Origin of the sequence: Shinella sp. JR1-6, from assembly GCF_004284735.1 — a bacterium.
GTDB lineage: Bacteria > Pseudomonadota > Alphaproteobacteria > Rhizobiales > Rhizobiaceae > Shinella.
This window is the reverse complement of sequence record NZ_SHMI01000021.1, coordinates 24,485-49,545: the sequence shown is the minus strand read 5'-3', so window position 1 is coordinate 49,545 and position 25,061 is coordinate 24,485. Positions and strand designations below refer to the sequence as shown.

Annotated in this window: 38 protein-coding genes; 35 read left to right on the top strand and 3 right to left on the bottom strand. The window is 63.0% G+C overall.

The window, feature by feature from the left end:
- The first annotated feature begins 20 nt into the window (after positions 1-20).
- Positions 21-959 (top strand): 3-keto-5-aminohexanoate cleavage protein, encoded by a 939-nt coding sequence (locus EXZ48_RS26200; protein WP_130519450.1) that lies wholly within the window; start codon positions 21-23, stop codon positions 957-959.
- Between the two features lie 35 nt (positions 960-994).
- Complete coding sequence (locus tag EXZ48_RS26195) at positions 995-1,771, top strand: IclR family transcriptional regulator (RefSeq protein ID WP_023513089.1); 777 nt, start codon at positions 995-997, stop codon at positions 1,769-1,771.
- Positions 1,772-1,844: 73 nt separating this feature from the next.
- Here EXZ48_RS26195 and EXZ48_RS26190 read toward each other — a convergent pair whose 3' ends face one another.
- On the bottom strand, positions 1,845-2,321 hold the full coding sequence (locus EXZ48_RS26190) for an Lrp/AsnC family transcriptional regulator (RefSeq protein WP_245462365.1): 477 nt from the start codon (positions 2,319-2,321) through the stop codon (positions 1,845-1,847).
- A gap of 105 nt (positions 2,322-2,426) precedes the next feature.
- On the opposite strand from EXZ48_RS26190, the gene EXZ48_RS26185 reads away from it, so the two are divergent.
- The gene (locus EXZ48_RS26185; RefSeq protein WP_130519447.1) at positions 2,427-3,629 is read left to right on the top strand and encodes a diaminopropionate ammonia-lyase; all 1,203 of its coding nucleotides are present in this window, start codon (positions 2,427-2,429) and stop codon (positions 3,627-3,629) included.
- Positions 3,630-4,650: 1,021 nt separating this feature from the next.
- On the opposite strand, the gene EXZ48_RS26180 is transcribed toward EXZ48_RS26185, so the two are convergent.
- On the bottom strand, positions 4,651-5,115 hold the full coding sequence (locus tag EXZ48_RS26180; protein WP_165909426.1) for a helix-turn-helix domain-containing protein: 465 nt from the start codon (positions 5,113-5,115) through the stop codon (positions 4,651-4,653).
- Positions 5,116-5,252: 137 nt separating this feature from the next.
- On the opposite strand from EXZ48_RS26180, the gene EXZ48_RS26175 reads away from it, so the two are divergent.
- Positions 5,253-5,594, top strand: a complete 342-nt coding sequence (locus EXZ48_RS26175; RefSeq protein ID WP_130519443.1) for a helix-turn-helix domain-containing protein — start codon at positions 5,253-5,255, stop codon at positions 5,592-5,594.
- A 195-nt stretch (positions 5,595-5,789) separates the two neighbouring features.
- Here EXZ48_RS26175 and EXZ48_RS26170 read toward each other — a convergent pair whose 3' ends face one another.
- Entirely contained in the window at positions 5,790-6,266 is a 477-nt protein-coding gene (locus EXZ48_RS26170) for a hypothetical protein (protein ID WP_130519441.1), read from the bottom strand.
- A 16-nt stretch (positions 6,267-6,282) separates the two neighbouring features.
- Between EXZ48_RS26170 and EXZ48_RS35010 the strand changes: the two genes are divergently transcribed.
- The 31 genes from EXZ48_RS35010 to EXZ48_RS26015 all read left to right on the top strand — a co-directional run bounded on the left by EXZ48_RS35010 (position 6,283) and on the right by EXZ48_RS26015 (position 24,898).
- Positions 6,283-6,450: a hypothetical protein gene (locus EXZ48_RS35010; RefSeq protein WP_165909425.1), complete on the top strand. Its 168-nt coding sequence runs from the start codon at positions 6,283-6,285 to the stop codon at positions 6,448-6,450.
- Positions 6,447-7,043 carry a hypothetical protein gene (locus EXZ48_RS26165; RefSeq protein WP_130519439.1) on the top strand — a complete coding sequence of 199 codons (597 nt, stop codon included), beginning with the start codon at positions 6,447-6,449 and terminating at the stop codon, positions 7,041-7,043. The genes EXZ48_RS35010 and EXZ48_RS26165 overlap by 4 nt, the downstream gene beginning before the upstream one ends.
- Positions 7,040-7,975 carry a hypothetical protein gene (locus tag EXZ48_RS26160; protein ID WP_130519437.1) on the top strand — a complete coding sequence of 312 codons (936 nt, stop codon included), beginning with the start codon at positions 7,040-7,042 and terminating at the stop codon, positions 7,973-7,975. The genes EXZ48_RS26165 and EXZ48_RS26160 overlap by 4 nt, the downstream gene beginning before the upstream one ends.
- Entirely contained in the window at positions 7,969-8,340 is a 372-nt protein-coding gene (locus tag EXZ48_RS26155; protein ID WP_130519435.1) for a hypothetical protein, read from the top strand. The genes EXZ48_RS26160 and EXZ48_RS26155 overlap by 7 nt, the downstream gene beginning before the upstream one ends.
- Positions 8,340-9,200 carry a ParB N-terminal domain-containing protein gene (locus EXZ48_RS26150; RefSeq protein ID WP_130519433.1) on the top strand — a complete coding sequence of 287 codons (861 nt, stop codon included), beginning with the start codon at positions 8,340-8,342 and terminating at the stop codon, positions 9,198-9,200. Before EXZ48_RS26155 ends, EXZ48_RS26150 begins: the two co-directional genes overlap by 1 nt.
- Entirely contained in the window at positions 9,197-9,658 is a 462-nt protein-coding gene (locus tag EXZ48_RS26145; protein ID WP_130519432.1) for a hypothetical protein, read from the top strand. The genes EXZ48_RS26150 and EXZ48_RS26145 overlap by 4 nt, the downstream gene beginning before the upstream one ends.
- Positions 9,655-11,694 carry a transposase domain-containing protein gene (locus EXZ48_RS26140; protein ID WP_245462363.1) on the top strand — a complete coding sequence of 680 codons (2,040 nt, stop codon included), beginning with the start codon at positions 9,655-9,657 and terminating at the stop codon, positions 11,692-11,694. The genes EXZ48_RS26145 and EXZ48_RS26140 overlap by 4 nt, the downstream gene beginning before the upstream one ends.
- An 85-nt stretch (positions 11,695-11,779) precedes the next feature.
- Positions 11,780-12,802, top strand: a complete 1,023-nt coding sequence (locus EXZ48_RS26135; protein ID WP_130519430.1) for an AAA family ATPase — start codon at positions 11,780-11,782, stop codon at positions 12,800-12,802.
- Entirely contained in the window at positions 12,772-13,107 is a 336-nt protein-coding gene (locus EXZ48_RS26130; protein ID WP_130519428.1) for a hypothetical protein, read from the top strand. Before EXZ48_RS26135 ends, EXZ48_RS26130 begins: the two co-directional genes overlap by 31 nt.
- Complete coding sequence (locus tag EXZ48_RS26125) at positions 13,104-13,625, top strand: helix-turn-helix domain-containing protein (RefSeq protein WP_130519426.1); 522 nt, start codon at positions 13,104-13,106, stop codon at positions 13,623-13,625. The genes EXZ48_RS26130 and EXZ48_RS26125 overlap by 4 nt, the downstream gene beginning before the upstream one ends.
- A gap of 12 nt (positions 13,626-13,637) precedes the next feature.
- Positions 13,638-14,297 carry a DUF3164 family protein gene (locus EXZ48_RS26120; RefSeq protein ID WP_130519424.1) on the top strand — a complete coding sequence of 220 codons (660 nt, stop codon included), beginning with the start codon at positions 13,638-13,640 and terminating at the stop codon, positions 14,295-14,297.
- 11 nt (positions 14,298-14,308) lie between these two features.
- Positions 14,309-14,560, top strand: a complete 252-nt coding sequence (locus tag EXZ48_RS26115; RefSeq protein ID WP_130519422.1) for a hypothetical protein — start codon at positions 14,309-14,311, stop codon at positions 14,558-14,560.
- Positions 14,557-14,766: a hypothetical protein gene (locus EXZ48_RS26110; RefSeq protein ID WP_130519420.1), complete on the top strand. Its 210-nt coding sequence runs from the start codon at positions 14,557-14,559 to the stop codon at positions 14,764-14,766. The genes EXZ48_RS26115 and EXZ48_RS26110 overlap by 4 nt, the downstream gene beginning before the upstream one ends.
- Entirely contained in the window at positions 14,756-15,055 is a 300-nt protein-coding gene (locus EXZ48_RS26105; RefSeq protein ID WP_130519418.1) for a hypothetical protein, read from the top strand. Before EXZ48_RS26110 ends, EXZ48_RS26105 begins: the two co-directional genes overlap by 11 nt.
- Positions 15,045-15,263: a hypothetical protein gene (locus EXZ48_RS26100; protein ID WP_130519416.1), complete on the top strand. Its 219-nt coding sequence runs from the start codon at positions 15,045-15,047 to the stop codon at positions 15,261-15,263. The genes EXZ48_RS26105 and EXZ48_RS26100 overlap by 11 nt, the downstream gene beginning before the upstream one ends.
- Positions 15,260-15,553: a hypothetical protein gene (locus EXZ48_RS26095; protein WP_130519414.1), complete on the top strand. Its 294-nt coding sequence runs from the start codon at positions 15,260-15,262 to the stop codon at positions 15,551-15,553. Before EXZ48_RS26100 ends, EXZ48_RS26095 begins: the two co-directional genes overlap by 4 nt.
- Positions 15,543-15,776 (top strand): hypothetical protein, encoded by a 234-nt coding sequence (locus EXZ48_RS26090; RefSeq protein ID WP_130519412.1) that lies wholly within the window; start codon positions 15,543-15,545, stop codon positions 15,774-15,776. Before EXZ48_RS26095 ends, EXZ48_RS26090 begins: the two co-directional genes overlap by 11 nt.
- Positions 15,776-16,057 carry a hypothetical protein gene (locus EXZ48_RS26085; protein ID WP_130519409.1) on the top strand — a complete coding sequence of 94 codons (282 nt, stop codon included), beginning with the start codon at positions 15,776-15,778 and terminating at the stop codon, positions 16,055-16,057. The genes EXZ48_RS26090 and EXZ48_RS26085 overlap by 1 nt, the downstream gene beginning before the upstream one ends.
- A complete protein-coding gene (locus EXZ48_RS26080) occupies positions 16,054-16,302 on the top strand; it encodes a hypothetical protein (protein WP_130519407.1) in 249 nt (82 codons plus the stop codon). Before EXZ48_RS26085 ends, EXZ48_RS26080 begins: the two co-directional genes overlap by 4 nt.
- Complete coding sequence (locus tag EXZ48_RS26075) at positions 16,299-16,949, top strand: regulatory protein GemA (protein WP_130519405.1); 651 nt, start codon at positions 16,299-16,301, stop codon at positions 16,947-16,949. The genes EXZ48_RS26080 and EXZ48_RS26075 overlap by 4 nt, the downstream gene beginning before the upstream one ends.
- The gene (locus tag EXZ48_RS26070) at positions 16,946-17,155 is read left to right on the top strand and encodes a hypothetical protein (protein WP_130519403.1); all 210 of its coding nucleotides are present in this window, start codon (positions 16,946-16,948) and stop codon (positions 17,153-17,155) included. The genes EXZ48_RS26075 and EXZ48_RS26070 overlap by 4 nt, the downstream gene beginning before the upstream one ends.
- A gap of 5 nt (positions 17,156-17,160) precedes the next feature.
- Positions 17,161-17,526 carry a helix-turn-helix domain-containing protein gene (locus EXZ48_RS26065; protein WP_130519401.1) on the top strand — a complete coding sequence of 122 codons (366 nt, stop codon included), beginning with the start codon at positions 17,161-17,163 and terminating at the stop codon, positions 17,524-17,526.
- Positions 17,527-17,606: 80 nt separating this feature from the next.
- The gene (locus EXZ48_RS26060) at positions 17,607-18,347 is read left to right on the top strand and encodes a TIGR02594 family protein (RefSeq protein WP_130519399.1); all 741 of its coding nucleotides are present in this window, start codon (positions 17,607-17,609) and stop codon (positions 18,345-18,347) included.
- Between the two features lie 3 nt (positions 18,348-18,350).
- Positions 18,351-18,605, top strand: coding sequence for an NAD(P)+ transhydrogenase beta chain (locus tag EXZ48_RS26055; RefSeq protein WP_245462362.1), 255 nt, complete (start codon positions 18,351-18,353; stop codon positions 18,603-18,605).
- The gene (locus EXZ48_RS26050; RefSeq protein WP_130519397.1) at positions 18,602-18,967 is read left to right on the top strand and encodes a hypothetical protein; all 366 of its coding nucleotides are present in this window, start codon (positions 18,602-18,604) and stop codon (positions 18,965-18,967) included. The genes EXZ48_RS26055 and EXZ48_RS26050 overlap by 4 nt, the downstream gene beginning before the upstream one ends.
- Before the next feature lie 213 nt (positions 18,968-19,180).
- Complete coding sequence (locus EXZ48_RS26040) at positions 19,181-19,483, top strand: DUF2730 family protein (RefSeq protein WP_064330538.1); 303 nt, start codon at positions 19,181-19,183, stop codon at positions 19,481-19,483.
- 10 nt (positions 19,484-19,493) lie between these two features.
- Positions 19,494-19,805, top strand: a complete 312-nt coding sequence (locus tag EXZ48_RS26035) for a hypothetical protein (RefSeq protein ID WP_130519395.1) — start codon at positions 19,494-19,496, stop codon at positions 19,803-19,805.
- Positions 19,806-19,823: 18 nt separating this feature from the next.
- A complete protein-coding gene (locus EXZ48_RS26030) occupies positions 19,824-20,438 on the top strand; it encodes a phage protein Gp27 family protein (protein WP_245462361.1) in 615 nt (204 codons plus the stop codon).
- Entirely contained in the window at positions 20,435-22,078 is a 1,644-nt protein-coding gene (locus EXZ48_RS26025) for a hypothetical protein (protein ID WP_130519391.1), read from the top strand. Before EXZ48_RS26030 ends, EXZ48_RS26025 begins: the two co-directional genes overlap by 4 nt.
- Positions 22,078-23,703: a DUF935 domain-containing protein gene (locus EXZ48_RS26020; protein ID WP_130519389.1), complete on the top strand. Its 1,626-nt coding sequence runs from the start codon at positions 22,078-22,080 to the stop codon at positions 23,701-23,703. The genes EXZ48_RS26025 and EXZ48_RS26020 overlap by 1 nt, the downstream gene beginning before the upstream one ends.
- Entirely contained in the window at positions 23,690-24,898 is a 1,209-nt protein-coding gene (locus EXZ48_RS26015) for a phage minor head protein (RefSeq protein ID WP_130519387.1), read from the top strand. The genes EXZ48_RS26020 and EXZ48_RS26015 overlap by 14 nt, the downstream gene beginning before the upstream one ends.
- Positions 24,899-25,061: the final 163 nt, after the last annotated feature.

The window sequence follows — 25,061 nt, the reverse complement described above, 5'->3', positions numbered from 1 at the left end:
GACTTTGAAAGGAACCACACATGAGCGACCTGTCGAAGAAAGTCATCATCACCTGCGCGGTAACCGGCGGCATCCATACGCCGACCATGTCGGACGCACTCCCCTTCACCCCCGACGACATTGCCCGGCAATCGATCGAAGCGGCCGAGGCAGGCGCATCGATCCTGCACCTGCACGCGCGCGATCCGCAGGACGGGCGGCCGACGCCCGACCCCGACGTCTTCATGCAATTCCTGCCGCGCATCAAGCAGGCAACCGACGCCGTCCTCAACATCACAACAGGTGGCGGCCTCAACATGACAGTCGAGCAACGGCTTGCAGCACCCCTCATCGCCAAGCCCGAAATGTGCTCATTGAATATGGGGTCGATGAATTTTGGGATCTACCCGCTCGCGGACCGCTACTCGAGCTGGAAATATGCATGGGAGGAGCCGTACCTGCGCGGTACGGACGATTTCATTTTCCGCAACACGTTTCGGGATATCGAGCGCATCCTGAAAATTCTCGGTGAGGAGCACGGCACGAAGTTCGAACACGAATGCTACGATGTCGGCCATCTCTACAATCTGGCCCATTTCGTCGACCGGGGGCTCGTGAAAGGGCCATTCTTCGTTCAGATGATTTTCGGCATCCTGGGCGGTATCGGTCCCGACCTGGAGAACCTCATGTTCATGAAGCGGACCGCCGACAAGCTTTTCGGGGATCAATATCGCTGGTCGGTTCTGGCGGCCGGGCGATTCCAGATGCCGCTTGCAACGCAGTCGGCAATGCTTGGCGGCTCGGTTCGCGTGGGCCTGGAAGACTCCCTCTACATCGGGCGCGGCAAGCTCGCGAAATCCAATGCGGAGCAGGTTGGCAAGATCAAGACAATCCTGCAAGAACTTGGTCACGAGGTCGCGACCCCGGCCGAGGCACGCCAGATCCTGGGCCTCAAAGGCGGCGATCAGGTAGGGTTCTGACCAGGGCGCAGGCCAAGACAGACGAGGTTTGATACATGACGGATGCAGTGAAGGGCAATGACGACAGCCGGTCAGGGATCCAGGTCATCGCACGGGCGGCGGCGATCCTCAGGAGCCTGAAGAATGAGAATGACGGCCTCAGTCTCGGTCAGATCGCCGAGCGCGTGGATTTGCCGCGATCCACCGTCCAGCGCATCGTCGGCGCGCTTCAGGCGGAACGCTTCGTTATCGCGGCAAGTCCGGACCGGGGCATTCGCCTCGGTCCGGAAATAGGCGCATTGGCAGAGTCGGCACGCATCGATGTCCTCGAAATGTTGAGGCCGTATCTGGTCGACCTGGCGCGGCGGACAAAGGAAACGGTCGATCTGGCCATATTCAGATCGAAGCGGCTTGTGTTCGTGGACCAGATTTCCGGCACGCACCGGCTGCGCACGGTCTCGTTCGTCGGGGAGAGCTTCCCGCTCTGCAACACCGCCAACGGCAAGGCATGCCTTGCCAAGCTCAGCGACAAGCAGGTTCTCGCCCGCCTGGCAGACGAGAAACCTTCCATCGCGGAAGATCCCGCATCGCTCCAGGCCTATCTCGCCGAGATCGAAACGGTCCGGTCTACCGGGGTCGCATTTGACCGGGATCAGCACACGGTCGGCATTTCCGCAGTCGGCGCGGCCTTCTACGACCTGCAGGGGGATCTTTACGCGATGTCGGTGCCGACGCCGAGTTCAAGATTCCAAACCCATGAAAAGCTGCTTGTCGACGAACTCGCCCGCACGCTGGCCCAGATCGTCGCGCTGGAGATTTTCCAGGCAAAATAACCGCCGGACGGAAATGGGGAAGCAACGACCTGCCTCGACAGGCGCCGGAAGAGTTTCCGAACGCACCGGCTCATCACACCGGTATCGGCCCATATGTCTTCACGTTCTCCATGGACACGCAGGTGCGAAAGCTCCGTACATTTCCGCCCTCGAAAAAGAGTGCCCGCGTGAGCTCGTTGTATTCGGCCATGTCCCGAACGTTGACGATCAGGACGAAGTCCATTTCTCCGGTCACATAGTAGCATTGCTGGACTTGCGGGCACCTATTGAACCGATCCTTCATCCCGTCCAGGAGGTCCAACCTCTCGTTGTCGGCTGCCACGTGGACGATGATCGTGAGCGGTCGCCCGATGGCGGCCTCGTCCAGCACCGATATGTCGCTGCGTATGACCCTGGCATCCCGGAGATGCTGCAGCCGCCTGGCGACGGCGGGAGGTGAAAGACCGATCTTTTCCGCAATCACGCGCTGCGGCGTCTGGTTGTTCTGCTGGACCAGCTGCAGGATTTTGAGGTCGAACGCATCAAGGCCGGTTGCGAGAGTTCGAGCCACAAAAGCCTCCATTGATGAAATTTTCATGCAACGATAGTGGAAAAATAGAGCGCAAACAAAGCGTGTGTCGCACTATTCTCTCGGCACCACCGAACCGAGGTCGCCATGATCCACCTTCACGCTCCGCAATACGCGTCCCTGAGTGCCGCCGACAAGGCGCTTCTCGGCGTCGGGGCTCCCGATCTCGTGCGCCCGTATCTCGCCCTTTGGCGGGACGAAAGCGCGACACCTCTGGTGTCGCTGCCCGAGATAGCCACCGCCACCGGGATTGGGCACGTCTTCCTCAAGGACGAAGGCCAACGCCTCGGCCTCGGCAGTTTCAAGGCGCTTGGCGGCGCCTACGCCGTCATGACGCTGTTCAAGCGGATGCTGGAAGCGCATCTCGACGGCGAGGTCTCCATAGCCCGGCTCGTTTCCTCGGCAGCGCGCGCGCTTGCCGCCGGCGTGACGTTCTGCTGCGCCACCGACGGAAACCACGGCAAGTCGGTGGCGGCCGGCGCACGCATCCTCGGGTGCAAGTCCGTCGTTTTCGTCCATGAAGGCGTGACAGCCGCCCGGGCCGAGGCGATCGGAGCCGACGAGGTGGTGCGCGTCGACGGCAACTACGACATGTCCGTCGATGAAGCGGAGCGGATCGCCAGGGAGCGCGGCTGGCAGCTGGTATCCGATACATCCTGGGAAGGCTACGAGGAGATACCGTCCCTGGTGGCGCAAGGCTATACGGTCCTTGCAAACGAAGCTCTTGCTCAGATCGCCGCGCTGAAGCGCAATCCTCCCACGCATGTCTTCCTGCAGGCAGGCGTCGGCGGCTTCGCCAGCAGCATCTCGGTTCACCTGAACGAGGCGCTCGGGCAGGATGCGGTTCGATCGATCATCGTCGAGCCCGACCGGGCGGCTTGCCTGTACGCCTCAGCAGAAGCGGGCCGCCTCACCTCGTTCACGCCAACCGAGCCGACCATCATGGCGATGCTCGAATGCTACACGCCGTCCCTTGTGGCCTGGCGGATCCTGGCCGCGACCGCGAGCGCCTTCGTCACCGTGACCGAGGACGAAGCCAAAAACGCGATGCACCGGCTGGCGTTTCGCACGCACCCCGTCATCGCAGGCGAAAGCGGCGCCGCCGGATTGGCCGGCCTTCTCGCCGTGGCAAACGATCCGCAGGCCCGGCATGCGCTGGGTTTGAACGAAGACAGCAGGGTCCTGCTCATCAACACCGAAGGCGCAACCGATCCGGCTTCCTACGAAAACATCGTCGGATCGAGGCCCGAGGACGTGCTGCGCAATGCGGCGAAGGCCACTGTTGTCTGACACGGGTATCCGGAATTCTAGGAATATCTAGGAAGTCGCCGGAATATCTGAGAAAGCGCGGGAAGTTCAACGCGTTAGGTGGTCGGTGGCGAGAGGCGCGGCGCGGCGCATTTTGACAGCAGAACGGGGCGCGGTGGGTGTCAACGAGGGCGACGCGGGCGAAATGGCGGCGGGCGGTAAAGCGCCTTTTAGAAATCCCCAGGACGGCTTTAAAGCGGCTTCAAACCATTGAAATTTAACGATGGGGTATTCTTTAAGACCCTGCGCCTGAAAGCGCCTTTTCGGCGGCGTTCGGGCTTCAAATCCAAATGTAAGAATCCCCTTCCGGTATTGTTAGCTCGGAAGCCCGGAAATCGCGGGCTTTGGCTGCAAAATTTCGCGGCGGAAAGAATCCCGGTGTGTCTCGATTTAAGAGGCGTGGTGGGAGAAAAAAGCGGACACACATTCGCCCTGCAGGTCGCTCGACGAGGGCCCGCTCGCCAGTGCCCGAAAACCGGTTGGAAGGCAATAATCCGTTTGCTCGCACGCGGGGCGGGCAACTATAACGGTAGCGGGCTTGAACACCCTGACTTCACATAGGCGCGCCGCCTCAGCGGTCGCCGAACACATGCGCAGCCTGGCGGCTGGCGCATTCGCCGTGGCCTTTTCGGCCGGGGGCGATGTGCCATGTCCAAGCTCCGGCTAAAAGCGCATCGGCGTGTCTGTGAAGCGCGTGTTCAACCCCCGGCTCCGGCGCCGACCGCCGGGATCGCGGCGACCGGAATTTACCATCATTGCACTTGCAGCAGGGATTGTTTGTACCATTGCCGCTCAACCAGTAGCTTTGTGGCTGTATTGGTTTGCGCTTTTTGGGGTGGTGTTTTGATTTAAGGCATTTGGGGCGGCTATCCCGGGGCCGAGGGCTTGAGACATTCTCTACCGGGCTGGAACAACATCTTCGACAATAGCACCTGGTGCGCGTTTCCGGGCGCCGTCAATCCTGCATCCTTTTTCCGCTGTTCGTCGTTTATCTCGACGATCATCAGGCCGACTGTTTGCCCGATCCGGGTTCAGCGGCCGCGTTTGCGAGATCCTTTTCAATGCGCTTCCGCAGCAGATGAAGTCGCATGCCAACTTCCTCAGTATCATTGGCCGACACTATTTCGGCATTAAGGGCGGCGAAGTAGGTTCTCGCGGTCCTCTCCAAGCCCGCCTTCGACAGATGAACCTTCGCCATTTTGTGCACGTTCTCGACGATCGACTGCACCTCATTAAGCAAGCTCGCTTCCTGCCGCGGTTCGTCTCCAAAAAGTAGCCAGTGCGCCTCCACACCAAGCACGTCGCAAATTTTTGGGATTTCATGCACTCCGAAGGAGCTTCGGCCCTTCTTCCATGCAGTCAGGGTGTTGGGTGAGATACCCAACGCTGCGGCCAAATCCCCCTCAGTTCCCCAACGATTTCGGCTGAGTACGCGCTCAACCACCCGCTCATAATCAAAGTCGGTCACATTCCCCAGTTATCGCAAATTTCTGCGATGACGTGTTGTCAGTCACAATTTTTTGCGATAGTCCTTTCTGTGTTCGCAGATTTCAACACCCCAAAAAAGGAGGCCGGCCAGGGCCTCCCTTCTGGATCGAGGATTTTATGCACAGTGACACCGTCACCGGCAAGCGGGACCGCGCCAAGGACCGCCGACTGAAAGAGGTAGGCCGCATCCGCGACCTGCTGGCACGCAAAGAGCTGACGCTCGCGCAAATCGACGAAGCTTACCGGCTGCCCCGCGGAACCGCAGGCAATGCGGTGCATGAGCCGCATCTTGCCGGCGAGCGGGCGATTGCCGCCGCGCTCGGGCGGCGTCCCGAGCATCTCTGGTTCTCCCGCTACCACGCCGACGGGACGCGGAAGAGCCCGCAGCCTGCCGAGAACTATCGCTATGCGCGCCGCCAGACGGTGGCCGAAGGCATGTCCTGCGGAGCGGCAGCATGACCTGTGATTTCAGCCAGGAGTTCATCGACGCTCTCATTCTTGCAGTTGATCGCAGACGCACGGAGTTGCGGGCCCGTGAGGCATTCGCCAACGCCTATCGCGATGCACTTCGGGTTCTCACACCAGAACAGGCTTCCGAGGTCATCGCGTTGGTTGGCCGGACCTATGTCGCCGCGCTGGAGCGAAAATCCCTTCTCAAAGTCCGTCGAGGTGTGCCTCGCGAGGCCGCCACGGAAGAAATGGCCGAACTGCTTCGAGCTGGTTTTGCCGAGGCCGCTCACGAGGGACGGGATCAGGAATGAGACGCGCGATGACGCCTTTCAGCCCTTCTGTAAATTCCGGGTCCCAATCTTTTGAGAGCGGGTCGGCCTTCGCGTCATCCACCATCCGGAGCGTGTTCCGGAACTGCGCGATCGAGAACTCCGTGCCGTTGAAATCGAGAAGCCGCAGCATGTGGCGAACGATCTTCTCCTGCGCCAGCACAGATTCAACCACGGACACTTTGGTCTTTTCCGGATCGCCATCCTCATCGGCGCCGGTCCAGATTTCGAGCTGCTCAATACGCCGCTCGATGCTGGCCAATCTCGCCTCGAGGATCTCCTCCGGCGTCATTGTGTCCCTGTCCATCTCCAGTCCCTTCCGCTTCTGTTTCGCGTCTTCACCTTCCCGCATTTGCGGAGCTTCGCCAATGTCGAAACGACAGCGCGAAATCGACATGCCCAACCCGCTTTTCATCCCCGCCCGCTCGCCGATCTGCGGGGCGGCTCAGACCGTGTTGATTTTCAGTACCGCGTTCCTCGGCCTCGCCGCCTCGTTGATCTGCCTGCTCAACCAGGTCTCAGGAGGCCTTCAATGATCGCACTGGCAAATGCTGCAGTAATTCCCTTCTTCGAGCGTATCCCGCCCCGCGCCATCCCGGTGGTGCGGCGCGCCCTCGACCGCATCCGCCGGCAGGATCTCGGCTCGCAAGCCAATGAGTTCAGCCACAACCTGTTCTGCACGGAGCTTCGGGCGATCGACATTACCGGCCCGTCCTTCGACGAGTGGGTCTCATGGGTTCGCGATGTGCAGGCCGAGCTGGCGGAAGCGACGTGCGAGTTGCCGGCCGGCATCCCCTTGGCCGCTGCGAAGACACGGGCCGCATACAGGATCGTGGCCATGGCCGTGCGGCTTCAGCAGGCGATGATCGACGCGGGCTACAGCCCCGATAGCGTCGAAATGGAAAACCAGATCGTCGCCGAGGCCATCAAGGAGTGGCTGAGCGCCGAGGCGGAAGGTTGGAGTGAGGCGATGAACCTCCCCTATTCACCCGGCGAAATGGCCATGAGCCTGCTTTCCACCCACGACGGCGACCAGAACGCCAAGCTGCTCGACGTGTTCGCAATGCACATGCAGCGCGAGCTGGCGGAGGCGATCGTCAAATCCAGCCCGAAGGAAAACGTACAATGAATGACGTCATCCCCTTCTTCTCCGACCTTCACATCAAGGCCATTCCGGCGGTGCAGCGGCTCTATGACGAGGCGCAGGAGCCCGGGTACAGCCTTCCGAAGTCCTATTCCAATCTCGTTTCCAGCCTCAACAAGGCCGGCGTCGCCCCCCCGGCTCGCAAGTATGTTGTCCAGTGGCTGGCCGCCGTGAAGATCGGCATGGCCGGGCGCCCGGAGCTTCCGGCCCCGGTGGAAACGCCGGTTTCGGCGCTTGCTCCGACGCCGGGGTATTTCGACAACCTGCCCGACGCGGCACAGCCGGCATTGATGGCGGCATGGGATGCCATCCAGGCGGCGGGTGACGACACCGACGACGCGGATGAAAAGGCCTTTGAGGTCTTTTTCGACGCCATTCTTGCCCTTGGCCACATGGAGCCCTCGTGGCGCGGTTTCGTCGCCTATGCCAAGGGCGTTCGCCGCGGCGAGATTGAGCGCCCGGCACGGCAGGTCGCCGAGGCGGCAGTTGCCGATACTGCCCCCGAACAGAAACCGGCGGAGGAAAAGCCCGAGCCGCGCCGTCGCCGGGTGAAAGCTAACGTTTTCGTCGCTGATCCGGACAGCGGGACCGTCTTCCGTCCGGAGATCGTCGCGGACCAGGACGCGGCGACCGGCAAGATCGTCGATGTCACGGTCGAACCACCCCTCCATGATCTGAAGGTCGAGGACGGCCATTCCTTCGTTCACCTGACCCCGCAAAACTTTCCAACGGCGATATCGCCCGAGGACGGCGCGCCCACCGATGCGGTGGTCTCGCAGCTCCACGCGATCCGCGATCGCATGGTCACCGAAACGATGCTGCGCCTGCAGGCGGAAATGCGCCGGAAGGCGGAGGCGATCGTTGCCGGCCAGCTGCGCGCCCTGGCCGACGAGATGGAAAGCAAGGTCGCATGCTGAACCAGTACGACCAGAAGCAGGTCTATGACGCCACGGTGCATGCCTGCCTTTGCGCGGTGCGGGAGGGTTTCCCGCACCTAGCAATCCGCGACATCGTCGACCCGCCGCATGAGTGGTTCGATGCCGCCCTGGCGCGGCAGATCGCCATGCACCTGGTCATCCGCGAATTCGGCTGGCCGAAGCGGCGGGTGGTCGAGATGGAGGATCGCTCCCGCGAGGCGATCAACCGGGCGCTTCGCACTGTGGACGCCCGTGTCGCGCATGACCGCTTTGCCCTGCACTACCAGACGATGGCCGAACGCGCGCGGGTGCTTCTGTTCCTGCGCATGACCGATGATGAGCAGCCCTATGAAGAGGTCGCCTGATGGCATCCTTTAAGTCACTTCTCGTTTCCTCCATCTTCGTCGGCGAGCGTCTTCGCCCCATCGACGAGGATTTCGCGCAAGCGCTCGCTGCGAACATGGCCGAGGTCGGGCTGTTGAAGCCGATCACGGTGCGCGCGACTCCCGCCGCCAACGGAGGCAAGACGCCCTGGACGCTGGTTGCCGGGGGGCACCGTCATCGCGGCGCGGAAATCAACAAATGGGAAGAGATCGAGGCCCTTGTGGTGGAGGCCGGCCCGATCGACGCGCAGCTGATGGAGGTTTCGGAAAACATCTACAGCAACACGCTGACCAAGCTGGACCGGGCCGTCTTCGTGCTGAAGTTCCGCGAGATGTGGGAGGAGAAGCACGGTAAGATCGAAAAAGGGCGCTATTCATCGAAAAAGGGCAATGATTGCCCTTTTACACCGCCTGGCAAAGAGCTTTCAGAGCGCCTTCAAGAGCGCCTCGGTTTTGGCTCACGCACATATAAATATGTGACAGCTATCGGCCAGAAGCTGCACCCCACGCTACGGCAGGCGCTGCGCGGTACCGACGCCGAAAATGACCAAAAGCTCCTCCTGAAGCTCGCCAGCTTCCCCGAGGCCAAACAGGCGGGCATTGCCGCAGGCCTGAAGATTGAGCCGGATGTACGGAAGGTCATGGCGATCGGCAAGCCGGCAGCGCCGCCGGTCGATATCCAGGCCACGTTGCTGAAGAAGCTGACCGCCGCCTGGGACGAGGCCGACGAGCAGACCCGATACGAGTTCCTCGTCCATGCTGGAATCGATCCGCTCGACATTTCCGGCACAGCCCTCGGCGACATGATGGATGAAGCCAGGCGGGAGGCCGTCGCGGCATGACCAAGCGCGATCCGTCCCAGCTCGATTTCTTCAAGGAGCAGCTCTTCCCGGTTCGCGCGGCCGCCGATCGGATCGATATCGACCGGTTCCGCGCACGCCTGAAGCGCGACATGGCGCGCGCGATCCGGGAATGCCCGTATGATCGGCCGACGATCGCTGCACGCATGGCCGATTACCTCGCCGTCGCGGGCGTTTCCAAGGCCACGCTCGACGCCTACACGGCCGAGAGTGCGGCAGCGCACGACATCAGCCTCGTCCGCTTTAAGGCCTTCGTTCGCGCCACCGGCGCGACCTGGCTGTGGGACACGATCGTTTCCGATGACGGACTGCTGCTTCTTGAAGGTGACGAGGCCCGGCTGGCGGAGATTGCCCGCATCCAGCAAGAGCGCCGCGCGCTTACGGCCGAGTTAAAGGTGCTTCAAGCCACCCCAGTAACCATCCGGCGGGGGCGCAAATGAGCGGTGAGTGGTTCACAATCCCGATGCTCGCCGAGCTGAAGCTGCCCGGCCTGCCCGCCTCGCTTAGCAAGATCCACGATTTTGCCGCCCGCAATGGCTGGAAAAACGACGGCGAACGCGTGCGCAAGCTCGACCGGCGCGGCGGCGGCTTCGAATACCACGTCTCGCTCCTGCCGCGCACCGCGCAGTTGAAGCTGGCCGTCATCGCCGGTGAGGAGGCCGCGCGCGCGGAGACGCGGGAGAAACGCAAGCGCCTGCACTGGGTTGCGTTCGATGCCATGATCGACGAGCACCGCGCGATTTGCTACGCCCGCTTGAACGTCATCATGGATGCGGAAAAGGCGCTCGCAGCCCGCATCGCGGCGTGTGACCGGGAGCCGGTCGAAGCTGCCCTCGCCCGCGTCCTCGATCGCCACGGCGTGTCCGCATCGACCTACTACGAATGGCGCGCGAAGCTGAAGGGTATAGACCAGGAGGATTGGCTCCCGGCCCTCGCCCCAAAGTATACGGAAGACGGCGTCATCCACGAGTACCGTGCCGAATGCCATCCCGACGCCTGGGCGGCGCTCAAGTCGGATTATCTGCGCCCGGAAGGCTCCGGGTTCTCCGCCTGCTACCGTCGCATGGAAGCGGCCGCCAAGCTCCACAAATGGTCGCCGATCCCCTCCGAGCGCGCGCTGCGCCGCCGCCTCGACGCCGAGGTAGAAAAGGCCGTTCAGGTCTATGCCCGGCTTGGCAAGAAGAAAGCGGAGCAGCTCTATCCGCCGCAGGTCCGCACCAAGGATCACCTACACGCGCTGGAGATCGTTAACACAGACGGCCACCAGCTCGACCTTTTCGTTTGGGCGCCCTGGAACGCCAAGTCGCCGGTGCGCGTGATCCTGCTCGGCATCCAGGACATTTTCTCCGGCAAGATCCTGTCATGGCGCCTTGCCTCCGCCGAGACCTGGGACGTCGTGCGCGCCTGCATCGGCGACATGATCGAGGATTTCGGGATCCCCGAACACTTCTACATGGACAACGGTCGCGCCTTCGCCAGCAACGCTATCTCCGGTGGTGCCACGCATCGCAATCGCTTCAAGAAGAAAGCGAAGTCGGTGAATCGGTTTGGCATCGACGAAGACGAAGTGTCCGGCATCCTTATGAATTTCGGCGTCGAGCCGCATTTCACGCGGCCCTATGCCGGCCAGTCGAAGCCGATCGAGCGCGCCTGGAAGGATCTTGCCGAGGAGATCTCGAAGCATCCGGCGATGTCCGGTTGCTATACCGGCCGCAACACCAACGAGAAGCCCGAAAACTACCGCAAGCGCGCCGTCCAGCTCGACGTTCTGCAGAAGCACGTTGCCGAACGCATCGCCGAGCACAATGCGCGCACCGGCCGGAAATCGGAAACCGCCAAGGGCCGCAGCTTCGACGAGACGTTCGAGGCGAGCTTCCGCCATCCTTCGACCATCATCCGCCAGGCAACACAGGCGCAGCGCGATTTCTGGCTGCTGGCCGAAAAGGTGCTGCATGCCCGCAAGGATCGCGGCGCCATCCACTACCAGAAGAACGTCTATTGGTCGGACGCGCTCATCGAATGGGCCGGGCGGAAGGTCAAGATTCGCTTCGATCCCGACGCCCTGCACGATCCCATCAAGGTCTATGCGCCCGATGGCCACCTCATCTGCTCGGCGCCCTGCACCGAGAAGGGCAAGTTCCGCGACGTCGAAGCCGCGAACATCCACAACCGCAACCGCAAGGCCTGGCTGAAGAGCAAAAAGACCCTGCTGGACATGGAGCGGAGGTTCTCGGCCGACGAGCTGGCTGACCTTTACAGCGTCGAGGATACGCCGGCGCCGAAGCAGAAAATCCGCCCGGCCGTCACGCGCCTCGTCACCGGCAACCTCGCCGTGGAGACCGACGACGACGTCATGTCGGACGAAGAGTTCGAGGCCGGCATCACCGCCACCCTTTCCAAGATTTCGGGCGACAGCTCGATCATCCCATTCCCTCCGGCATCTGTCGCCGGGCGGAAGCATAGAGCCGAGAAGTAGTGAGTACGGTTCCTGACAAAAAAGCGGCCGGGGACAACCCGGCCGCACAACAGCCCCTAAGGGCACTCCACAAGGAACCATTGTAATGAACATGAATGTGAGCACAAGCGCGAATGCGCGTTGGCCAGAGCTGGAGCCTTCATCGAAGTTTCTGGCAAAGCACCCCGCCGATGAGGTGGGCGCCTGGCGGGATCTGCGCAGCCGCGTCGTCGATATCGCCGCTAAGAACGGCTGGACGAAGACTGAGACCAGCAAGCGCATCGGCATGGCCGACAGTTCGTTCTCGCTCTGGATGTCGGGCACGCTCGACGGCATCCTTGAAAACGCGAATGCGACCGTCGCGCGCTGGCTAGATGCGGTCGAAGATGCCGCCGATGTCGCATCGTCCCTTCCCCGCTCGCCGGACTTCTTCGCGACCCACGCCTCCGCCGAGATCCACAAGACGCTGCTCCTCGCGCAGACGATCTCGGGTTTCGTGACGATCACCCTCGACGCCGGCCGGGGTAAAACCATCGCCTGCGAAGCGTATCGCCGTGTAAAGCCGCACGTCCACATGGTCACGCTGCACGAGAAGGCGACCACCGTGACCGGCGCCATGAACATGCTCGCCCGTCAGTTCGGCGTGCGGGTGTTCAACCAGGGCGAAATCGTCGAGACGATCGGCGAGCGCCTGAAGCGCAGCGGCAATTCGCTTCTCATCATCGATGAGGCGCAGCACGCCGACGGCCGCGCGGTCAACCAGTTCCGGCACTTTTCGGACAAATACGATTGCGGCGTAGCCCTCGTCGGCAATGCCGGCATCCGCCGCCGCATCAGCCAGGACGGGCCGAACGCAGCCAGCCGTGACCAGATCGTCAGCCGTATCGACAAGAACCTGAAGCGCGACCACGGCCGGGAGGGCGACGTGCGCGCCTTCATCGAGCAATGGGGCATCGTCGATGCTTCTTGCAACCGCTTCCTCTTCGGTATCGGCATGAAGGGCGGCGCCCTTCGGCAGATCGACCGCACGATCAAGATCGCGTGCTTTGCGGCGGGGCGGCCGGCGTCGGAGCTGGAGAAGAAGCACCTGGAAGCCGCGTGGCGCAACCGCGACGTCGAGGACTTCTAATGCGGGCGGCTCAATCGTTCTCCTTGAGCGGCGGCCTGCAGATGCTTTCTGACACCTTCGCTCCTCACCGCGATATCGCGGAAGATGAAACCGTCGTCCTCGGCGGCGAAGAGGTCCGCTCGCTGCTGAAGATCATTCGCACCCTTCGGCATCTCGCCATTCTTCAGGAACGGGAACTCGGCGCGCTGCGCCGCTTGGATGACGCCCGCGAGCTTCGCAAGGTCGTATCCAGCGAGCTCAAGGCGGCGGTGGAAAGCAGGCCGGGCGACAATGTCATCCGGCCGGATTTCGGGGGCAAGCCATGATTACTTGTCGTCTCATCACCGAAGCCGTCGCGGCGGCCTATTCCGTCCCGGTGCTGCAGCTCTATTCGCGTCGCCGCGATGCGGGGACGGTGCTGCCGCGCCACATGGCCTGGACGCTGGCCAGCCGCCTGACCACGCAATCCTATTCCGCGATCGGGCGACACATGGGCGGGCGCGATCACGCCACCGTCATGCATGGGGTCGGCAAGATCACGGCGGCGCTGGAAACGGACGCGCAGATTGCGACCAATTACCAGGCGCTCGTCGATGCGGTCACGCTCCTGGCCGACGCCGGTCACAGCGCAGAGCGCCTTCGCCAGTGCTTCAACGATATCGATCCGCTCGATGTGGCGGAACGCATCCTCTCCTCCGCATTCCGCGACGTGTTGCCCTCGATGGAGGAGATCCGCGCGCTTTGCTTTGGGGTCACCCACTACGCCGCCGAGTGCCACCGGCTCTACGCCGAGCACGACGGGCACGACCAGACTGCGGCCGATCCCGGCTTAACCGACCTTTGAAAGGACTTTACGATGGACGTCACCATTCTCGAAGAAAAGGCAGCTGCCGGCATCACCGTCGTGAACGGCCGTGACTATGTGACCAATGCCGAGGGCGGATTGACGCCGCTGGAGCTGGTCAAGGCTGAGGATTTTATCGAAGACCAGATGGTTCGCAAGATCATCGGGTTTGCCAAGCCACTCTCCGCCGAACTTGCGCGATTCAAAAAGCACACGCGCGCCGATATCGCCGAGTTCGACCGGCAGCTCGAGGCAAAATACGGCCTCGTCAAGAAAGGCCGCGCCGGCGCCGGCAACCAGAAGTACCGCACGATCGACGGGTTGATGACCGTCGAGACGCGGGTGAACAAGCTCATCGAGTTCGGCCCGCAATTGCAGGTCGCCAAGGGCCTGATCGACGAGTGCCTCAATGAGTGGACCGAGGACGGCCGCGCCGAGGTTCGCAGCCTCGTCACCAGGGCGTTCAAGGTCGACAAGGCCGGCCAAATCAGCAAGGACGCCGTGTTCGAGCTCTTCAAGGTCGAGAGCACCGACAGCCGCTGGCTCAAGGCCATGGAGGCGATCGAGGGCGCTGTGCGGGTGATCGGCTCGAAAGAGTACCTGCATTTCAGCTTCCGCGAGAGCCACGACGCCGACTGGATCCGCATCTCGCTCAATATCGCCGACGCGTGAGGGCTTCCCCGATGATCGGCCAATATGACTACATCTTCAGGCACTACGGCGTCCGCCCGGTTGTCGGCGGCCGCGTGGAGCACACGGTCACCGGCGAGTTCGGCACGATCCTGAAAGAGGCGGACACGCACAAGCACTATGTGCATGTGCGCTTCGACGGGTGCGACCAGCCCGGCCTTTGCCATCCGTTGGAGTTGGATTTCCTCGCTCCCGACGAGATCGAGGGCGCTCTCTCCCAGCCTGCGAAGGGAGTGTCGGAATGAAGTCGCCCGAAGCGAAAAGACTGTTCCGTTCATCGGTGATTTTCACAATCACCGCATTTGTCGGCGTGCCGCTCGATGCGCCTCAAATCTATGTCGCGGTCATTTTCCTCGCCGCCATCATTTGCGGATGTGCATCCGACATCGTCATGACCATCGACAGGGCCTCCACAGGACCGGCTGGCACCGGAGGCGACCATGGCGACTGAGCGAGAGTACGACGACATCATCGCGCCCATGCTCGCCGATGTGGCGAAGCGAGCCGCCGAACTGGGCATGAGCCTTGTCGCCCGCGTCGAATGGGAGCCCGGCGAGGCTGGCATCACTCAGATTGGGCCGATGACCAGTGCCGCGCAGATTATGACGCAATACGCCGCCCTCAGCCGCGGAAACATCGACGGCATGCTCATCGGCCTCCTGAAGGCCGTGGACTGCTCGCAGTCGATGTTTCTGCATGGCTACGCCAACCCAGCAAGGGGGGGCGATCATGAGGCGTGAACTCGAACTCATCTTGGCATGCCTGGTGCTCGGCATCACGGCCTCTGTCACCTCGTATCGCTGGGGCTATGACGACGCTTCCGCCAAGGCCGCCGCCGATCAGGCGTGGGTCAATCAGCAAATGGAACAAGCGGGCTTCTGCGTCTGGGTTCGGCAAGCATCGTTCGCCAGCCACTGCACCAGCGTTTCGAGCGGGGGCGGCGAATGATCATCCTGCGAAACCACCTTACCTTCTATTGGGCCAAGGAAGGCGCGGCGTACTCCGTCACGGACGACATCCGCTTTGTCACCGGACGATACCGAGGCGGCGGTCCGTGGATCACGCGCCGGAAGTGCTACGCCTTGGCGCTGCGGTACGGTTTCGCGTTCCGGCTTCGGCTCGACGGCGACTGGCATTTTGTCGGCTATCTCCGGCTGGAACATCTCGGCGAAACCAATGAGCCGGACGCCCTAAAGGCGGGCGGAGCCGCCCCGGTCGGAGGCGATCATGGCCGATGAACTGAAACCCTTCACCTGCTCGTACCAGTTCGAAGGTCGTCAGATGGACTTCACTTGCCACGCCCGCAACTGGGACGAGGTATCCGCGCGCCTCAGGGCGATCGGCACGACGGCCGTCGTCAAGGGTGAGCAGGTTTCCGAGGTGGACGCTGGCGTCTTCGGTGAAGCGCTCGGCCGGACGCTCTCCGCTGCGCGTGGTTTCAAGAACAGACGGGGCCGGTGATGGGCTACATCGTGTGCTGGAGATCTGGGAAGATCAGCGTATCGCGGCGAGTGCCGAAGGGCGCCATGGGCGTCGTGACAGGCCATGGCAATCGCCTGCATCGCGTCCTGCGCCAGCATGGCAGCCTCGAACGCAGTGGCCACGCCTACCTGCTGCCCACCCTTCAGACGGCCCTTGACGATCGCGCGGCAATTGTCGCGATCGACGCGTTCGTCGGGTCTGTGCGCGAGATCCTCGCGCGCGGCCCTCACCGCCGTTTGCGTGGAGGGCGTTTGCTTTGACCCAGCGCCCCATCCCGCCTTCATTCACCCAGGGCTACGCGATCATGACCCCGGGCGGCTCGATCATCGAGCACACCTACCGCCGGACGCCCGAGGAGGCGATCGCGACGATCGCCACGCCGGACGATCCCAATCGCTGGCGGGCATTTGAGGAGCACGGCTGCACCGTCCAGTTCGTCTACGCCCGCATTTTCGTGCCGCAGTATTTTCCCACGAAACCCGACAGAGAAGGAGCCGAGCCATGAGCCTCGTCGGACGCATTCACGCCGCCGCCAAACAGGCAGGCCTCGATGACGACACCCGCCGCGCAAAATGCATGGTTCTTGTCGGCAAGCCCTCGACCAAGGACATGACCGACGCCGAGCTTTGGAAGGTGCTGCAAACCTTCGAAAACGAGGGCTACGCCTCGCGCAAGCCGCCGCGCGTCGACGGCCGGACCCGGAAGTCGCCCTTTACCGGCAAATACGTGCCGAAGATGCGGGCGCTGTGGATCGCGCTCTACAATCTCGGCGCCATCGCCGATCGGCGTGACAGCGCCATCGAGAGCTTCGCGCTCGGCCACCAGGTCAAGGGCATCGACGACGTGCGGTTCATCCATGCGCACAGTGACGGCCAGTCGGTCATCGAGGCGATGAAAGCCATGCTTGCCCGCCATGGCGTTGACTGGGCTGATCGCAAGCCTTGCCCGGTTTGGGAAACGCGACACGGCTACAAGATTGCCCGCGCGCAATGGGCGAAGCTCAGCCCGAACGGCAGCCGGGATTTCTGGAAGGTTGTCACGGACCTTCTCGACCTGGACGAGACCGTCCGCGACTTCACCGACGAGCAGTGGATCACCGTCATGAACCTGCTCGGACAGCGCATCCGCAAGATGCCGAAAGGTCGGGCATGACCGAGATCCCGGGATCGCACGCCGCCATTTTCGAGGCGCTCCTCGTCGGCCTGATGCAGAAGGCGGACATGGCGGCGGCCGGTGAGGATCGCCGCACCCTCGAATGCCCGCGCTGCGGTGGCAAGCTTCACATCGTCCTGGTCGGTGCACGGAAGCATCTGCGCATGGCTTGCGACGGCGGCTGCGGCATGTCGGCGATGGAGTAGACGCCTTGATAGATTTGCCCGTCGTCATTGCGGAAATTGAGCGTGTCGCCGGCCACGAGGCAGCGCTGGCGCTCGCCTTCGCAAAGGGCGGGCAGACCGTCTATATTCCAGCCTATGCCCAGGATGGGCATTGGCTCACCGATCTTGTCGGTCTTGAAGCGGCAACGAAAATCTGCAACCACTATCGCGTCGCCAACACGGGCGTGCGATTGCTGATCCCGATCGCCAAGACTGCGATGCAGCGCCGGCAGCTTGTCGAGGCGCTCGAAAAAGGTTCCTCGGCCTACCAGGCCGCCGCCAAGGCAAAGATGCATTGGCGCACTGCGTTCCGTATCCGGAAGAAGCTGAAAGGCCAGGGGGAACTCTTCTGATGCTGACACTGTCAGCATGTCCCTGAGCCGCTAGAAAAACCACTTTCGAGCCACGATTAACGGGCTTCGAAAGCGGCGATATGACCTCCCAAAGTTTTGAAAGCTGGCTGATATCCCGCCTTCGCGTGCACGGTGCCTATGGCGGCGCGATGGACGGCGCCGCGGGGCGCGAACTGTATCGCGCACTGGAGCGGTTCCAGGCGAGCGAGCATCTCGCAGTGTCGGGCGTGGCCGACCAGGCCACCGTCGATGCCCTCAGGAAGTCCCCGAATGCCAAGCCCAGCGGCCTCACGGTCTATGAACGCGCGCCCGAGGTGCCCGCCGAGCCCGTCTGGCTGCGCGAAGCCCGCCGCCTCATCGGCGTGCGGGAGGTCGTCGGCAAGGGCAGCAATCCGACGATCATGTCCTGGGCCAAACGTCTCGGTGGTTGGGTCGCAAGCTTCTTCGCCGATGACGATATCGCCTGGTGCGGCCTGTTCATGGCGCATGTGCTTGGCCTGACGCTGCCGCGCGAGCCCCTGCCGGCCAACCCGCTCGGCGCGCTCCAGTACAACAAGTTCGGCCGCCAGCTCGCCGCGCCCGCCCTCGGCGCCATCATGACCTTCACTCGGGACGGCGGTGGGCATGTCGGTCTTTATGTCGGCGAGGACGCGACCCACTTTCATATCCTCGGCGGCAACCAGTCGAACAGCGTGCGGGTCTCCCGCATCGAGAAGGGACGCCTTTCCGATACCCGCTGGCCGAAAACCGGCGAGCCCGAGCGCCCGGGTCGCGTCTATCTGACCGCCGCCGGCACGCCAGCATCCTCGAACGAGCGCTGACCCATGTCTCTGGTGAAGCCCTCCTACTCGACGTCGAAGCGGCACCTGCTCTATTCGTCGGTGCTGGCCTGGTCCGTCATCCTGATCTGCGCGATCGGGGCCGTCATGGGCCGGTCCGAGGCCGTCGCCTTCGGGACGATCGCCGTGCCTTCGATGGTCGCGCTCATTGCGGCCATGCTCGGCATCCATCGCATCTCCGGCTCCATGGACTTTCGCGCCTCCAACTTGCCGCGCGATCAGCCGGGAGGTGAACCGTGATTGCTGGGATGTTTCGTCAAGCAGCGCTTCCCGTCCTCGCCGGGTTAGCGCTGCTCTTTTTCGGCCTGCTAGTCCTCTGGCTGATCCTGGTCAAGTTCGACGACATGATCGAGCGGGCGGCAAAGGCGGCCGCCGAAGGTCGGGACGCACACTGGTCGGCGCAGATAGAGCGCGCCAATGCGGACGCAAATCGCCGGATCGCCGACCAGGCGAAGGCGGCGCTGGCCATTGAGACGGATGCGAACGCGCGCGTGCGCGTCGTCGAAGAGCAGCTCACCAACATGGAGATTGCGAATGCGGCCTTGCCTTTCGGCGATGCTTGCGGCCTCGGCCGTGATCGCGTCCGCCTGCTCCCCCACTGAGCCCGCGCCGCTCGTGCGTGTCGAACAGCGCCCAGTCGTGCTGCCCGAGGTTGCCCGTCAGCCCTGCGCGAATCCCCGTGCACTTCCCGACCGCGATCTCTCCTCGCGGGAGGTTGCGACCAACTGGGGCGCCGACCGGGCGGCCCTGACTACCTGTGAAACGAGACGGGCGGCTGCGGTCGCGGCCGTCGATGCAAGCGAAGGAAATCCCTGATGGACGTCTCCCCCCTCAAGGACTGGCTCGGCCTGATCGCGCTGCTGATCTCCGTCGGCACGCCTCTGGTTCTTTATTTCAAGTCCGACGCCAAGAAGGCGATCGAGACGCTCGGCCTGCATTCGAGCCGGATTCAGAAGCTCGAAGACGAGATGCGGCACCTGCCGGACAAGGAGACGGTCCACAACCTCCAGCTCGCGCTGACGAAGATGGAGGGGCAGATCGCGACGATGGTGAAATCCTCCGAGGCCACGGAGCGCGCCACCAGGCGCGTGGAAGACTTTCTTATGAGCAAATCCTGAGGGGCAGGACATGGCGGCTGAAGACTACGCACAGTGGGTGGATGAGAATATCCGCCTCATCATCCTGAAAGACCTGGCCGACCCGAAAACGGGCGGCAGCACCAACACATTCCTGATTCAGAAGAGCCTCGAGCGGTTCTCCTATCGCAAGTCCCGGGACTATATCCGCAACCAGCTCCTGTTTCTGGAGAGCGAGGCCGGCGCCGTGCGAACGCGCACCGAGGGCACGGAGACCTCAGCGGAAATCACCCGCCGCGGCCGTGACCATGTCGAGCGCCGCACCGTCCTGGCTGGCGTGCAGGCTCCCGGCGACGCGGAGTAGTCCGCCATGGCGCCGCACATGAGACCCCGCCCTTCCGCCATCGACCAGCTGCCCGAAGAGTGCGAGGCTATCGTCGCCTGGGCGGCGCAGGAACTTGCCAACACCCCGAAAAGCCAGACGGAAATCTACGCAGAGTTCCGGATGAAGCTGATCGCGCTCCAGGGCGAGCTTGGCCTTGCCTTCGACATTCCGCACTTCTCGTCTTTCAATCGGCACGCCTTGCGCCTGGCGAAGGTCACCCAGCGGCTTCAGCGTAGCCAGATGATCGCCGACGCTGTTGTTGCCCGCACCGACGGTGAAGACGCCGACAAGCTGACCCAGGCGTCCACCCGGCTCCTGAAGACCATCATCTTCGAGATGATGGAGAACGCGGCCGACGATGGCTTTGTGCCGAAGGAAGCCCACCAGGCGGCGGCGGCACTCTACCGCCTCTCGATGGCCGAGAACATTTCCACCCAGCGCCGGCAGAAGCTCAACGTGGAATTTGCGCAGAAGGCCGAAACCGCCATCGAGCAGGTCTCGAAGGAACTCGGCCTCTCCGCCGAACGCGTGGCGCAGCTACGCAAGGACTTCCTCGGCGTGCGGCCGCGTGACGACAAGCCGGCTGAAGAAGCGGATGGAGACGAAGAATGAAGCGCGCCATTGCCGCCGAGCCGGTCCTGCCGCGTGCGACGAAAGACCTTTCCGACGACTTTCTGCGCGGCTCGGACTTCCCCGAGGATCTCGACCCGTTTGCCGACGGCGTGCTCATGAAGCACCAGGCCGAGTGGGTGGCGGACAAAAGCGACTTGAAGATTTGCCCCAAGGGCCGGCGCACCGGCATCACCTTCGCCGAAGCGCTCGACGACACGCTGATCGCTGCGGCCGCCCCGTCTGCAGGCGGCGACAACGTCTTTTATATCGGCGACACCAAGGACAAGGGCCGGGAATTCATCGGCTATGTCGCCAAGTTCGCCAAGACCGTTGCGAAGGAGCTGGTCGAGATCGGCGAGTTCATGTTCAAGGATCAGCTGAAGGATGGCACGATCCGCGACATTCCCGCCTTTCGTTGCGTGTTCGCGTCGGGCTTTCGTGTCGAGGCGCTTTCGTCCCGGCCGGAAAACATCCGTGGTCTTCAGGGTATAGTCGTCATCGACGAGGCGGCGTTCCATCGCAATGTCCGCGGCGTCCTCGATGCCGTCAACGCCCTGCTGATCTGGGGCGGCAAGATCCGCGTCATCTCTTCGCATAACGGTGTGCTCAACCCGTTCAACGAACTGATCAAGGAAGCACGGGCCGGGAAGATCCCGTTCTCGATCCACGAAGTGACCTTCGCCGATGCCATCCGCAACGGCCTCTACAAGCGCGTCTGCACCATGCGCGGCAAGAAATGGTCGCCGAAGGCCGAACAGAAATGGGAGGCGAAGATCCGCGGCGCCTATGGCGTGCGGGTCGCCGCCATGCGCCAGGAGCTGGACGCCATCCCTGCCGAGCAGGAGGGCGCGGCGCTCACTCGCGTCCTGATCGAGCGGCAGATGCAGGACGGCATTCCGATCGTGCGGTGGGCTTGCTCCGACGATTTCAAGAACTGGCCGGAGGAAAGCCGCACGGCCGAAACGAAAAAGTGGTGCGAGGAGAACCTCAAGCCGCTTCTCGACAAGCTCGACCACCGCCGTCAGCATGTCTTTGGTGAGGACTTCGGCCGCAAGGGCGATGCCACCGCCATCGTCCCGATGGAGATCGGCCAGGACCTGGTGCGGCGGACCTGCTTTGTCGTCGAGCTGCACAACGTGCCGTTCGACCAGCAGCGGGAAATCCTCTTCTATGTCGTCGACCGCCTGCCGCGCCTTTCCGGCGGCGCCCTCGATGCGCGCGGCAACGGCGCCTATCTCGCTGAGAAGGCCTCCCAACGCTACGGCGCGACAGTCGTCGAGGTTCAGCTTTCCGAAGCCTGGTACAAGCTGGAAATGACCGCCTACGTCATGGCGTTCTCGGATCAGACGGTCATCCTGCCGAAGGATGCCGATATCCTGGCCGACCACCAGGCGCTCGCCTACGTCAACGGCTACATCAAGGTGCCGGACGATCACAGGACGAAGGGTGCTGACGGCTTCGACCGGCACGGCGACACGGCCATTGCCGGCGCACTCGCCTATTTCGCCAGTCGCGCGGATCTCGAATCCTTCGACTACGTGCCGGCCTCCCAGGCCGATCAGTTCAACGACAACGTTCCGATGTTCGAGCAGCCCGCGAGCGGCGGCCTGATCCCGCGGATTTCCGGAGGGCTCTTCTGATGGCGCGCACGCCGCAGATCATCGACCAGTGGGGCAATCCCGTTTCCACACAGCAGCTGCAGAAAGAGTTTGCGGCGCCGACGCTTGGCGGCGTCCACTCCGTCTGGACGCCGACGATCGTGTCCGGCCTGACGCCGATCGGGCTTGCCGAGATCCTGCGATCGGCGGCCCGGGGCTATCCCGACCAATACTTCGCGCTCGCGACCGAAATGGAGGAGCGCGATCTGCACTACGCCGCCGTGCTCGGCACGCGCAAACGGGCCATCACCGGCATCAAGCCCATTGTCGTTGCGGCGTCGAAGGACGCGGAAGACGAGAAGATCGCCGAAGCGGTGCGCGAACTTGTCGAAGGTCCGTACTTTGCCGACGACTATTTGGCGGATCTCCTCGATGCGCTCGGCAAGGGCTATTCCGTTGTCGAGACGATCTGGGATCGCTCTGGCAAGGAGTGGCGGCCGGCGCGCTACGAATGGCGCGACCAGCGGCATTTCGTGATCGACCAGCGCGACGGCCGGACGCTGCGGCTGAAGCACATGGGCGACATCAACGGTCTCGACCTGCCGCCCTACCAGTTCTCGATTCATCGCCCCAAGATCATGTCGGGCCTGCCGATCCGGGCCGGCCTCGCTCGCCTGGCGGCATGGGCCTTCCTGTTCAAGTCCTACACGCTGAAGGACTGGATGGCCTTCATCGAGGTCTACGGGATGCCCCTGCGCGTCGGCAAGTTCGGCCGCGGCGCCAGCCTCGACGATCGCCGGGTCCTTCTGCAGGCGGTGCGCGATATCTCCTCCGATGCCGCCGCCATCATCCCGAAGGAAATGGAGATCGAGTTCATCGAGGTCGCGGGCGCGTCGGGCAATGCCGTCTTTTCTGACAAGGCGGAATATCTCGATCGACAGATTTCGAAGGGCGTTCTCGGCCAGACCATGACGACGGACGACGGTTCGTCCCTGTCACAAGCGGCCATCCACGAAAACGTTCGGCACGATATCGCTCGCGCCGATGCCCGGCAGACGGCCATCACTGCGAACCGCGATCTTATCCGCCCCTTCGTCGATCTCAACTATGGCCCGCGTGACAAGTACCCGACGCTCGTCATTCCGATCACCGAAAACGAGGACATCACCACCCTTGTCGCCGCGATCGAGAAGCTGGTGCCGCTCGGCTTGAAGGTCAGCATGCAGCAGACGCGGGAGCGCATCGGGTTTGAAGAGCCGGACGAAGACGACGAACTTCTCACCGCGCGCGCACCGACCCCGCCCGTCATCGAAACCGGCGCCAAGCCGCCGAAACCGGTCGAGCCCACGCCACCTCCGCCTCAGAAGGCGGCGGCCAGGCTGCGGACGTCCTGCCCGCATTGTGGCGAATTTCATGCGACGGCTGCCGACGAGCGGGGTGAGTTGGACGCCCTGGTCGATGACGCGCTCGCTGATTGGGAAGAGGACCTCGCACCGCTTTTAAACCCGCTTCGAAAGTTGGTCGAAACGTCGACCAGCTACGCGCAGATCGAGGCGGGCCTTGACGATCTGATCGCCAAGATGGACGCGGGGCCGCTCGCCGATCGGCTTGCCAAGCTGATGATGAAGGCGCGCGGGCTCGGGGATATCGGCGATGGACGCCTTTGATCTCTTCAAGACGGCCCCGCAGGAAACCGTCAAATACTTCGAGGCCAAGGAGCGCCGGCCGTCCTTCGACTGGCGGGACGTCGCGCCGGAAGAGCACGCCTTTGCCTTCACGGTCGCCAAGTCAATTGGCTATGACATTCTCGACGATCTTCAGGCGGCGGTCGGGTCGGCCATCACAAACCGCACGTCGTTTGAGGAGTTTCAGCGCGGTATCATCGAAACGCTGCGCGACAAGGGTTGGTGGGGCAAGAAGCTCGAAATCGACCCGCTGACCGGCGAGGAAAAGCTCGTCCAGCTCGGATCGACGCGCCGGCTGAGAACCATCTATTGGGCGAACACCGCGACCGCCCATGCCGCAGGTGAATGGGAGCGCACGGAGCGCAACAAGGCTTTCCTGCCCTTCCTGGTCTATGAACTGTCCACCGCTGAGCGAAAGCGCCTGGAGCATAAGGGCTGGGTCGGCATCGTCGCGCCCGTCGACGATCCCATTTGGAATCGGCTCTATCCGCCGAACGGTTGGCTCTGCAAGTGCCGCGTACGGCAGATATCGCGGCGCGAGGCGATCCGGCTCGGTTGGACCGAGGATTCGGGGCCGATCATTCTCGAAGAGCGGCCATGGCTGAACAAGCGCACCGGTGAAACGCACATGGTCCCGGTCGGTGTCGACCCGGGCTGGGATATCAATCCCGGCAAAGTGCGCGGCCGGAACGTCTCGCAGTTCCTGCACGACAAGATCGAGGCGATGCCGCCCGTTCGCCAGAGGGTCGCCATCGAGGACATCGTGCGTTCGCCCATCCTGAAAGCGATGGTGGGCGGGCATATGCCGAAGGCGTCCTTGCCGGTGGCACAGGTGCCGGCGCGGCTTGCCGAGGATACGGGCGCGACCAGCTCGGTCGTGCGCCTCTCGTCCGATAGCGTCGGGCATGTGTTGAACGATCATGCGGAGCGCGGACTTACGGTCGATGATTTCCGCGCCGCGATCGCCGTGCTGACGGCTCCTGCCGCTATCGTCCGCGAACCCGGCGCGCGCTCAGCCCGCCTTTACGGCGCTTCGGGCGGTGCCTGGTGGCGTGTCGTCGTCAAATCGGCCGCGGACGGCGGCGAGTGGTGGCTGACCAGCTTCCTGCGCAAGAGCGAGAAGGAAGCAAGGCGCGTCATCGAGCGCGCGGAGAGGAAAGGTCATGTTGTGGAATGATGGCGCGGAGGGGCGGCACTCCCTCACGGATCCGACTGCTCGCCGTCCCGGTCGACCTTGCTCGCGCCTGCCGTCAAGATGCGGCACTTTCGTTCGATTTTCAAGCGGGGCCGGCGACATCGCGCAGGATCGCCACAGATGCGCGTCGGCGGGTCGAGGGCAA

Bases quoted from the DNA above. Each gene is read 5' to 3' on its own strand.
- EXZ48_RS26055 (WP_245462362.1), top strand. From the start codon at position 18,351: ATGTCTCTGGTGAAGCCCTCCTACTCGACGTCGAAGCGGCACCTGCTC.
- EXZ48_RS26025 (WP_130519391.1), top strand. From the start codon at position 20,435: ATGAAGCGCGCCATTGCCGCCGAGCCGGTCCTGCCGCGTGCGACGAAA.
- EXZ48_RS26125 (WP_130519426.1), top strand. From the start codon at position 13,104: ATGATTACTTGTCGTCTCATCACCGAAGCCGTCGCGGCGGCCTATTCC.
- EXZ48_RS26040 (WP_064330538.1), top strand. From the start codon at position 19,181: ATGGACGTCTCCCCCCTCAAGGACTGGCTCGGCCTGATCGCGCTGCTG.
- EXZ48_RS26120 (WP_130519424.1), top strand. From the start codon at position 13,638: ATGGACGTCACCATTCTCGAAGAAAAGGCAGCTGCCGGCATCACCGTC.
- EXZ48_RS26015 (WP_130519387.1), top strand. From the start codon at position 23,690: ATGGACGCCTTTGATCTCTTCAAGACGGCCCCGCAGGAAACCGTCAAA.
- EXZ48_RS26155 (WP_130519435.1), top strand. From the start codon at position 7,969: ATGCTGAACCAGTACGACCAGAAGCAGGTCTATGACGCCACGGTGCAT.
- EXZ48_RS26095 (WP_130519414.1), top strand. From the start codon at position 15,260: ATGATCATCCTGCGAAACCACCTTACCTTCTATTGGGCCAAGGAAGGC.
- EXZ48_RS26200 (WP_130519450.1), top strand. From the start codon at position 21: ATGAGCGACCTGTCGAAGAAAGTCATCATCACCTGCGCGGTAACCGGC.
- EXZ48_RS26170 (WP_130519441.1), bottom strand. From the start codon at position 6,266: ATGCGGGAAGGTGAAGACGCGAAACAGAAGCGGAAGGGACTGGAGATG.
- EXZ48_RS26145 (WP_130519432.1), top strand. From the start codon at position 9,197: ATGACCAAGCGCGATCCGTCCCAGCTCGATTTCTTCAAGGAGCAGCTC.
- EXZ48_RS26135 (WP_130519430.1), top strand. From the start codon at position 11,780: ATGAACATGAATGTGAGCACAAGCGCGAATGCGCGTTGGCCAGAGCTG.
- EXZ48_RS35010 (WP_165909425.1), top strand. From the start codon at position 6,283: ATGTCGAAACGACAGCGCGAAATCGACATGCCCAACCCGCTTTTCATC.
- EXZ48_RS26110 (WP_130519420.1), top strand. From the start codon at position 14,557: ATGAAGTCGCCCGAAGCGAAAAGACTGTTCCGTTCATCGGTGATTTTC.
- EXZ48_RS26030 (WP_245462361.1), top strand. From the start codon at position 19,824: ATGAGACCCCGCCCTTCCGCCATCGACCAGCTGCCCGAAGAGTGCGAG.
- EXZ48_RS26085 (WP_130519409.1), top strand. From the start codon at position 15,776: ATGGGCTACATCGTGTGCTGGAGATCTGGGAAGATCAGCGTATCGCGG.
- EXZ48_RS26060 (WP_130519399.1), top strand. From the start codon at position 17,607: ATGACCTCCCAAAGTTTTGAAAGCTGGCTGATATCCCGCCTTCGCGTG.
- EXZ48_RS26035 (WP_130519395.1), top strand. From the start codon at position 19,494: ATGGCGGCTGAAGACTACGCACAGTGGGTGGATGAGAATATCCGCCTC.
- EXZ48_RS26175 (WP_130519443.1), top strand. From the start codon at position 5,253: ATGCACAGTGACACCGTCACCGGCAAGCGGGACCGCGCCAAGGACCGC.
- EXZ48_RS26090 (WP_130519412.1), top strand. From the start codon at position 15,543: ATGGCCGATGAACTGAAACCCTTCACCTGCTCGTACCAGTTCGAAGGT.
- EXZ48_RS26070 (WP_130519403.1), top strand. From the start codon at position 16,946: ATGACCGAGATCCCGGGATCGCACGCCGCCATTTTCGAGGCGCTCCTC.
- EXZ48_RS26185 (WP_130519447.1), top strand. From the start codon at position 2,427: ATGATCCACCTTCACGCTCCGCAATACGCGTCCCTGAGTGCCGCCGAC.
- EXZ48_RS26165 (WP_130519439.1), top strand. From the start codon at position 6,447: ATGATCGCACTGGCAAATGCTGCAGTAATTCCCTTCTTCGAGCGTATC.
- EXZ48_RS26105 (WP_130519418.1), top strand. From the start codon at position 14,756: ATGGCGACTGAGCGAGAGTACGACGACATCATCGCGCCCATGCTCGCC.
- EXZ48_RS26195 (WP_023513089.1), top strand. From the start codon at position 995: ATGACGGATGCAGTGAAGGGCAATGACGACAGCCGGTCAGGGATCCAG.
- EXZ48_RS26150 (WP_130519433.1), top strand. From the start codon at position 8,340: ATGGCATCCTTTAAGTCACTTCTCGTTTCCTCCATCTTCGTCGGCGAG.
- EXZ48_RS26115 (WP_130519422.1), top strand. From the start codon at position 14,309: ATGATCGGCCAATATGACTACATCTTCAGGCACTACGGCGTCCGCCCG.
- EXZ48_RS26100 (WP_130519416.1), top strand. From the start codon at position 15,045: ATGAGGCGTGAACTCGAACTCATCTTGGCATGCCTGGTGCTCGGCATC.
- EXZ48_RS26140 (WP_245462363.1), top strand. From the start codon at position 9,655: ATGAGCGGTGAGTGGTTCACAATCCCGATGCTCGCCGAGCTGAAGCTG.
- EXZ48_RS26075 (WP_130519405.1), top strand. From the start codon at position 16,299: ATGAGCCTCGTCGGACGCATTCACGCCGCCGCCAAACAGGCAGGCCTC.
- EXZ48_RS26020 (WP_130519389.1), top strand. From the start codon at position 22,078: ATGGCGCGCACGCCGCAGATCATCGACCAGTGGGGCAATCCCGTTTCC.
- EXZ48_RS26160 (WP_130519437.1), top strand. From the start codon at position 7,040: ATGAATGACGTCATCCCCTTCTTCTCCGACCTTCACATCAAGGCCATT.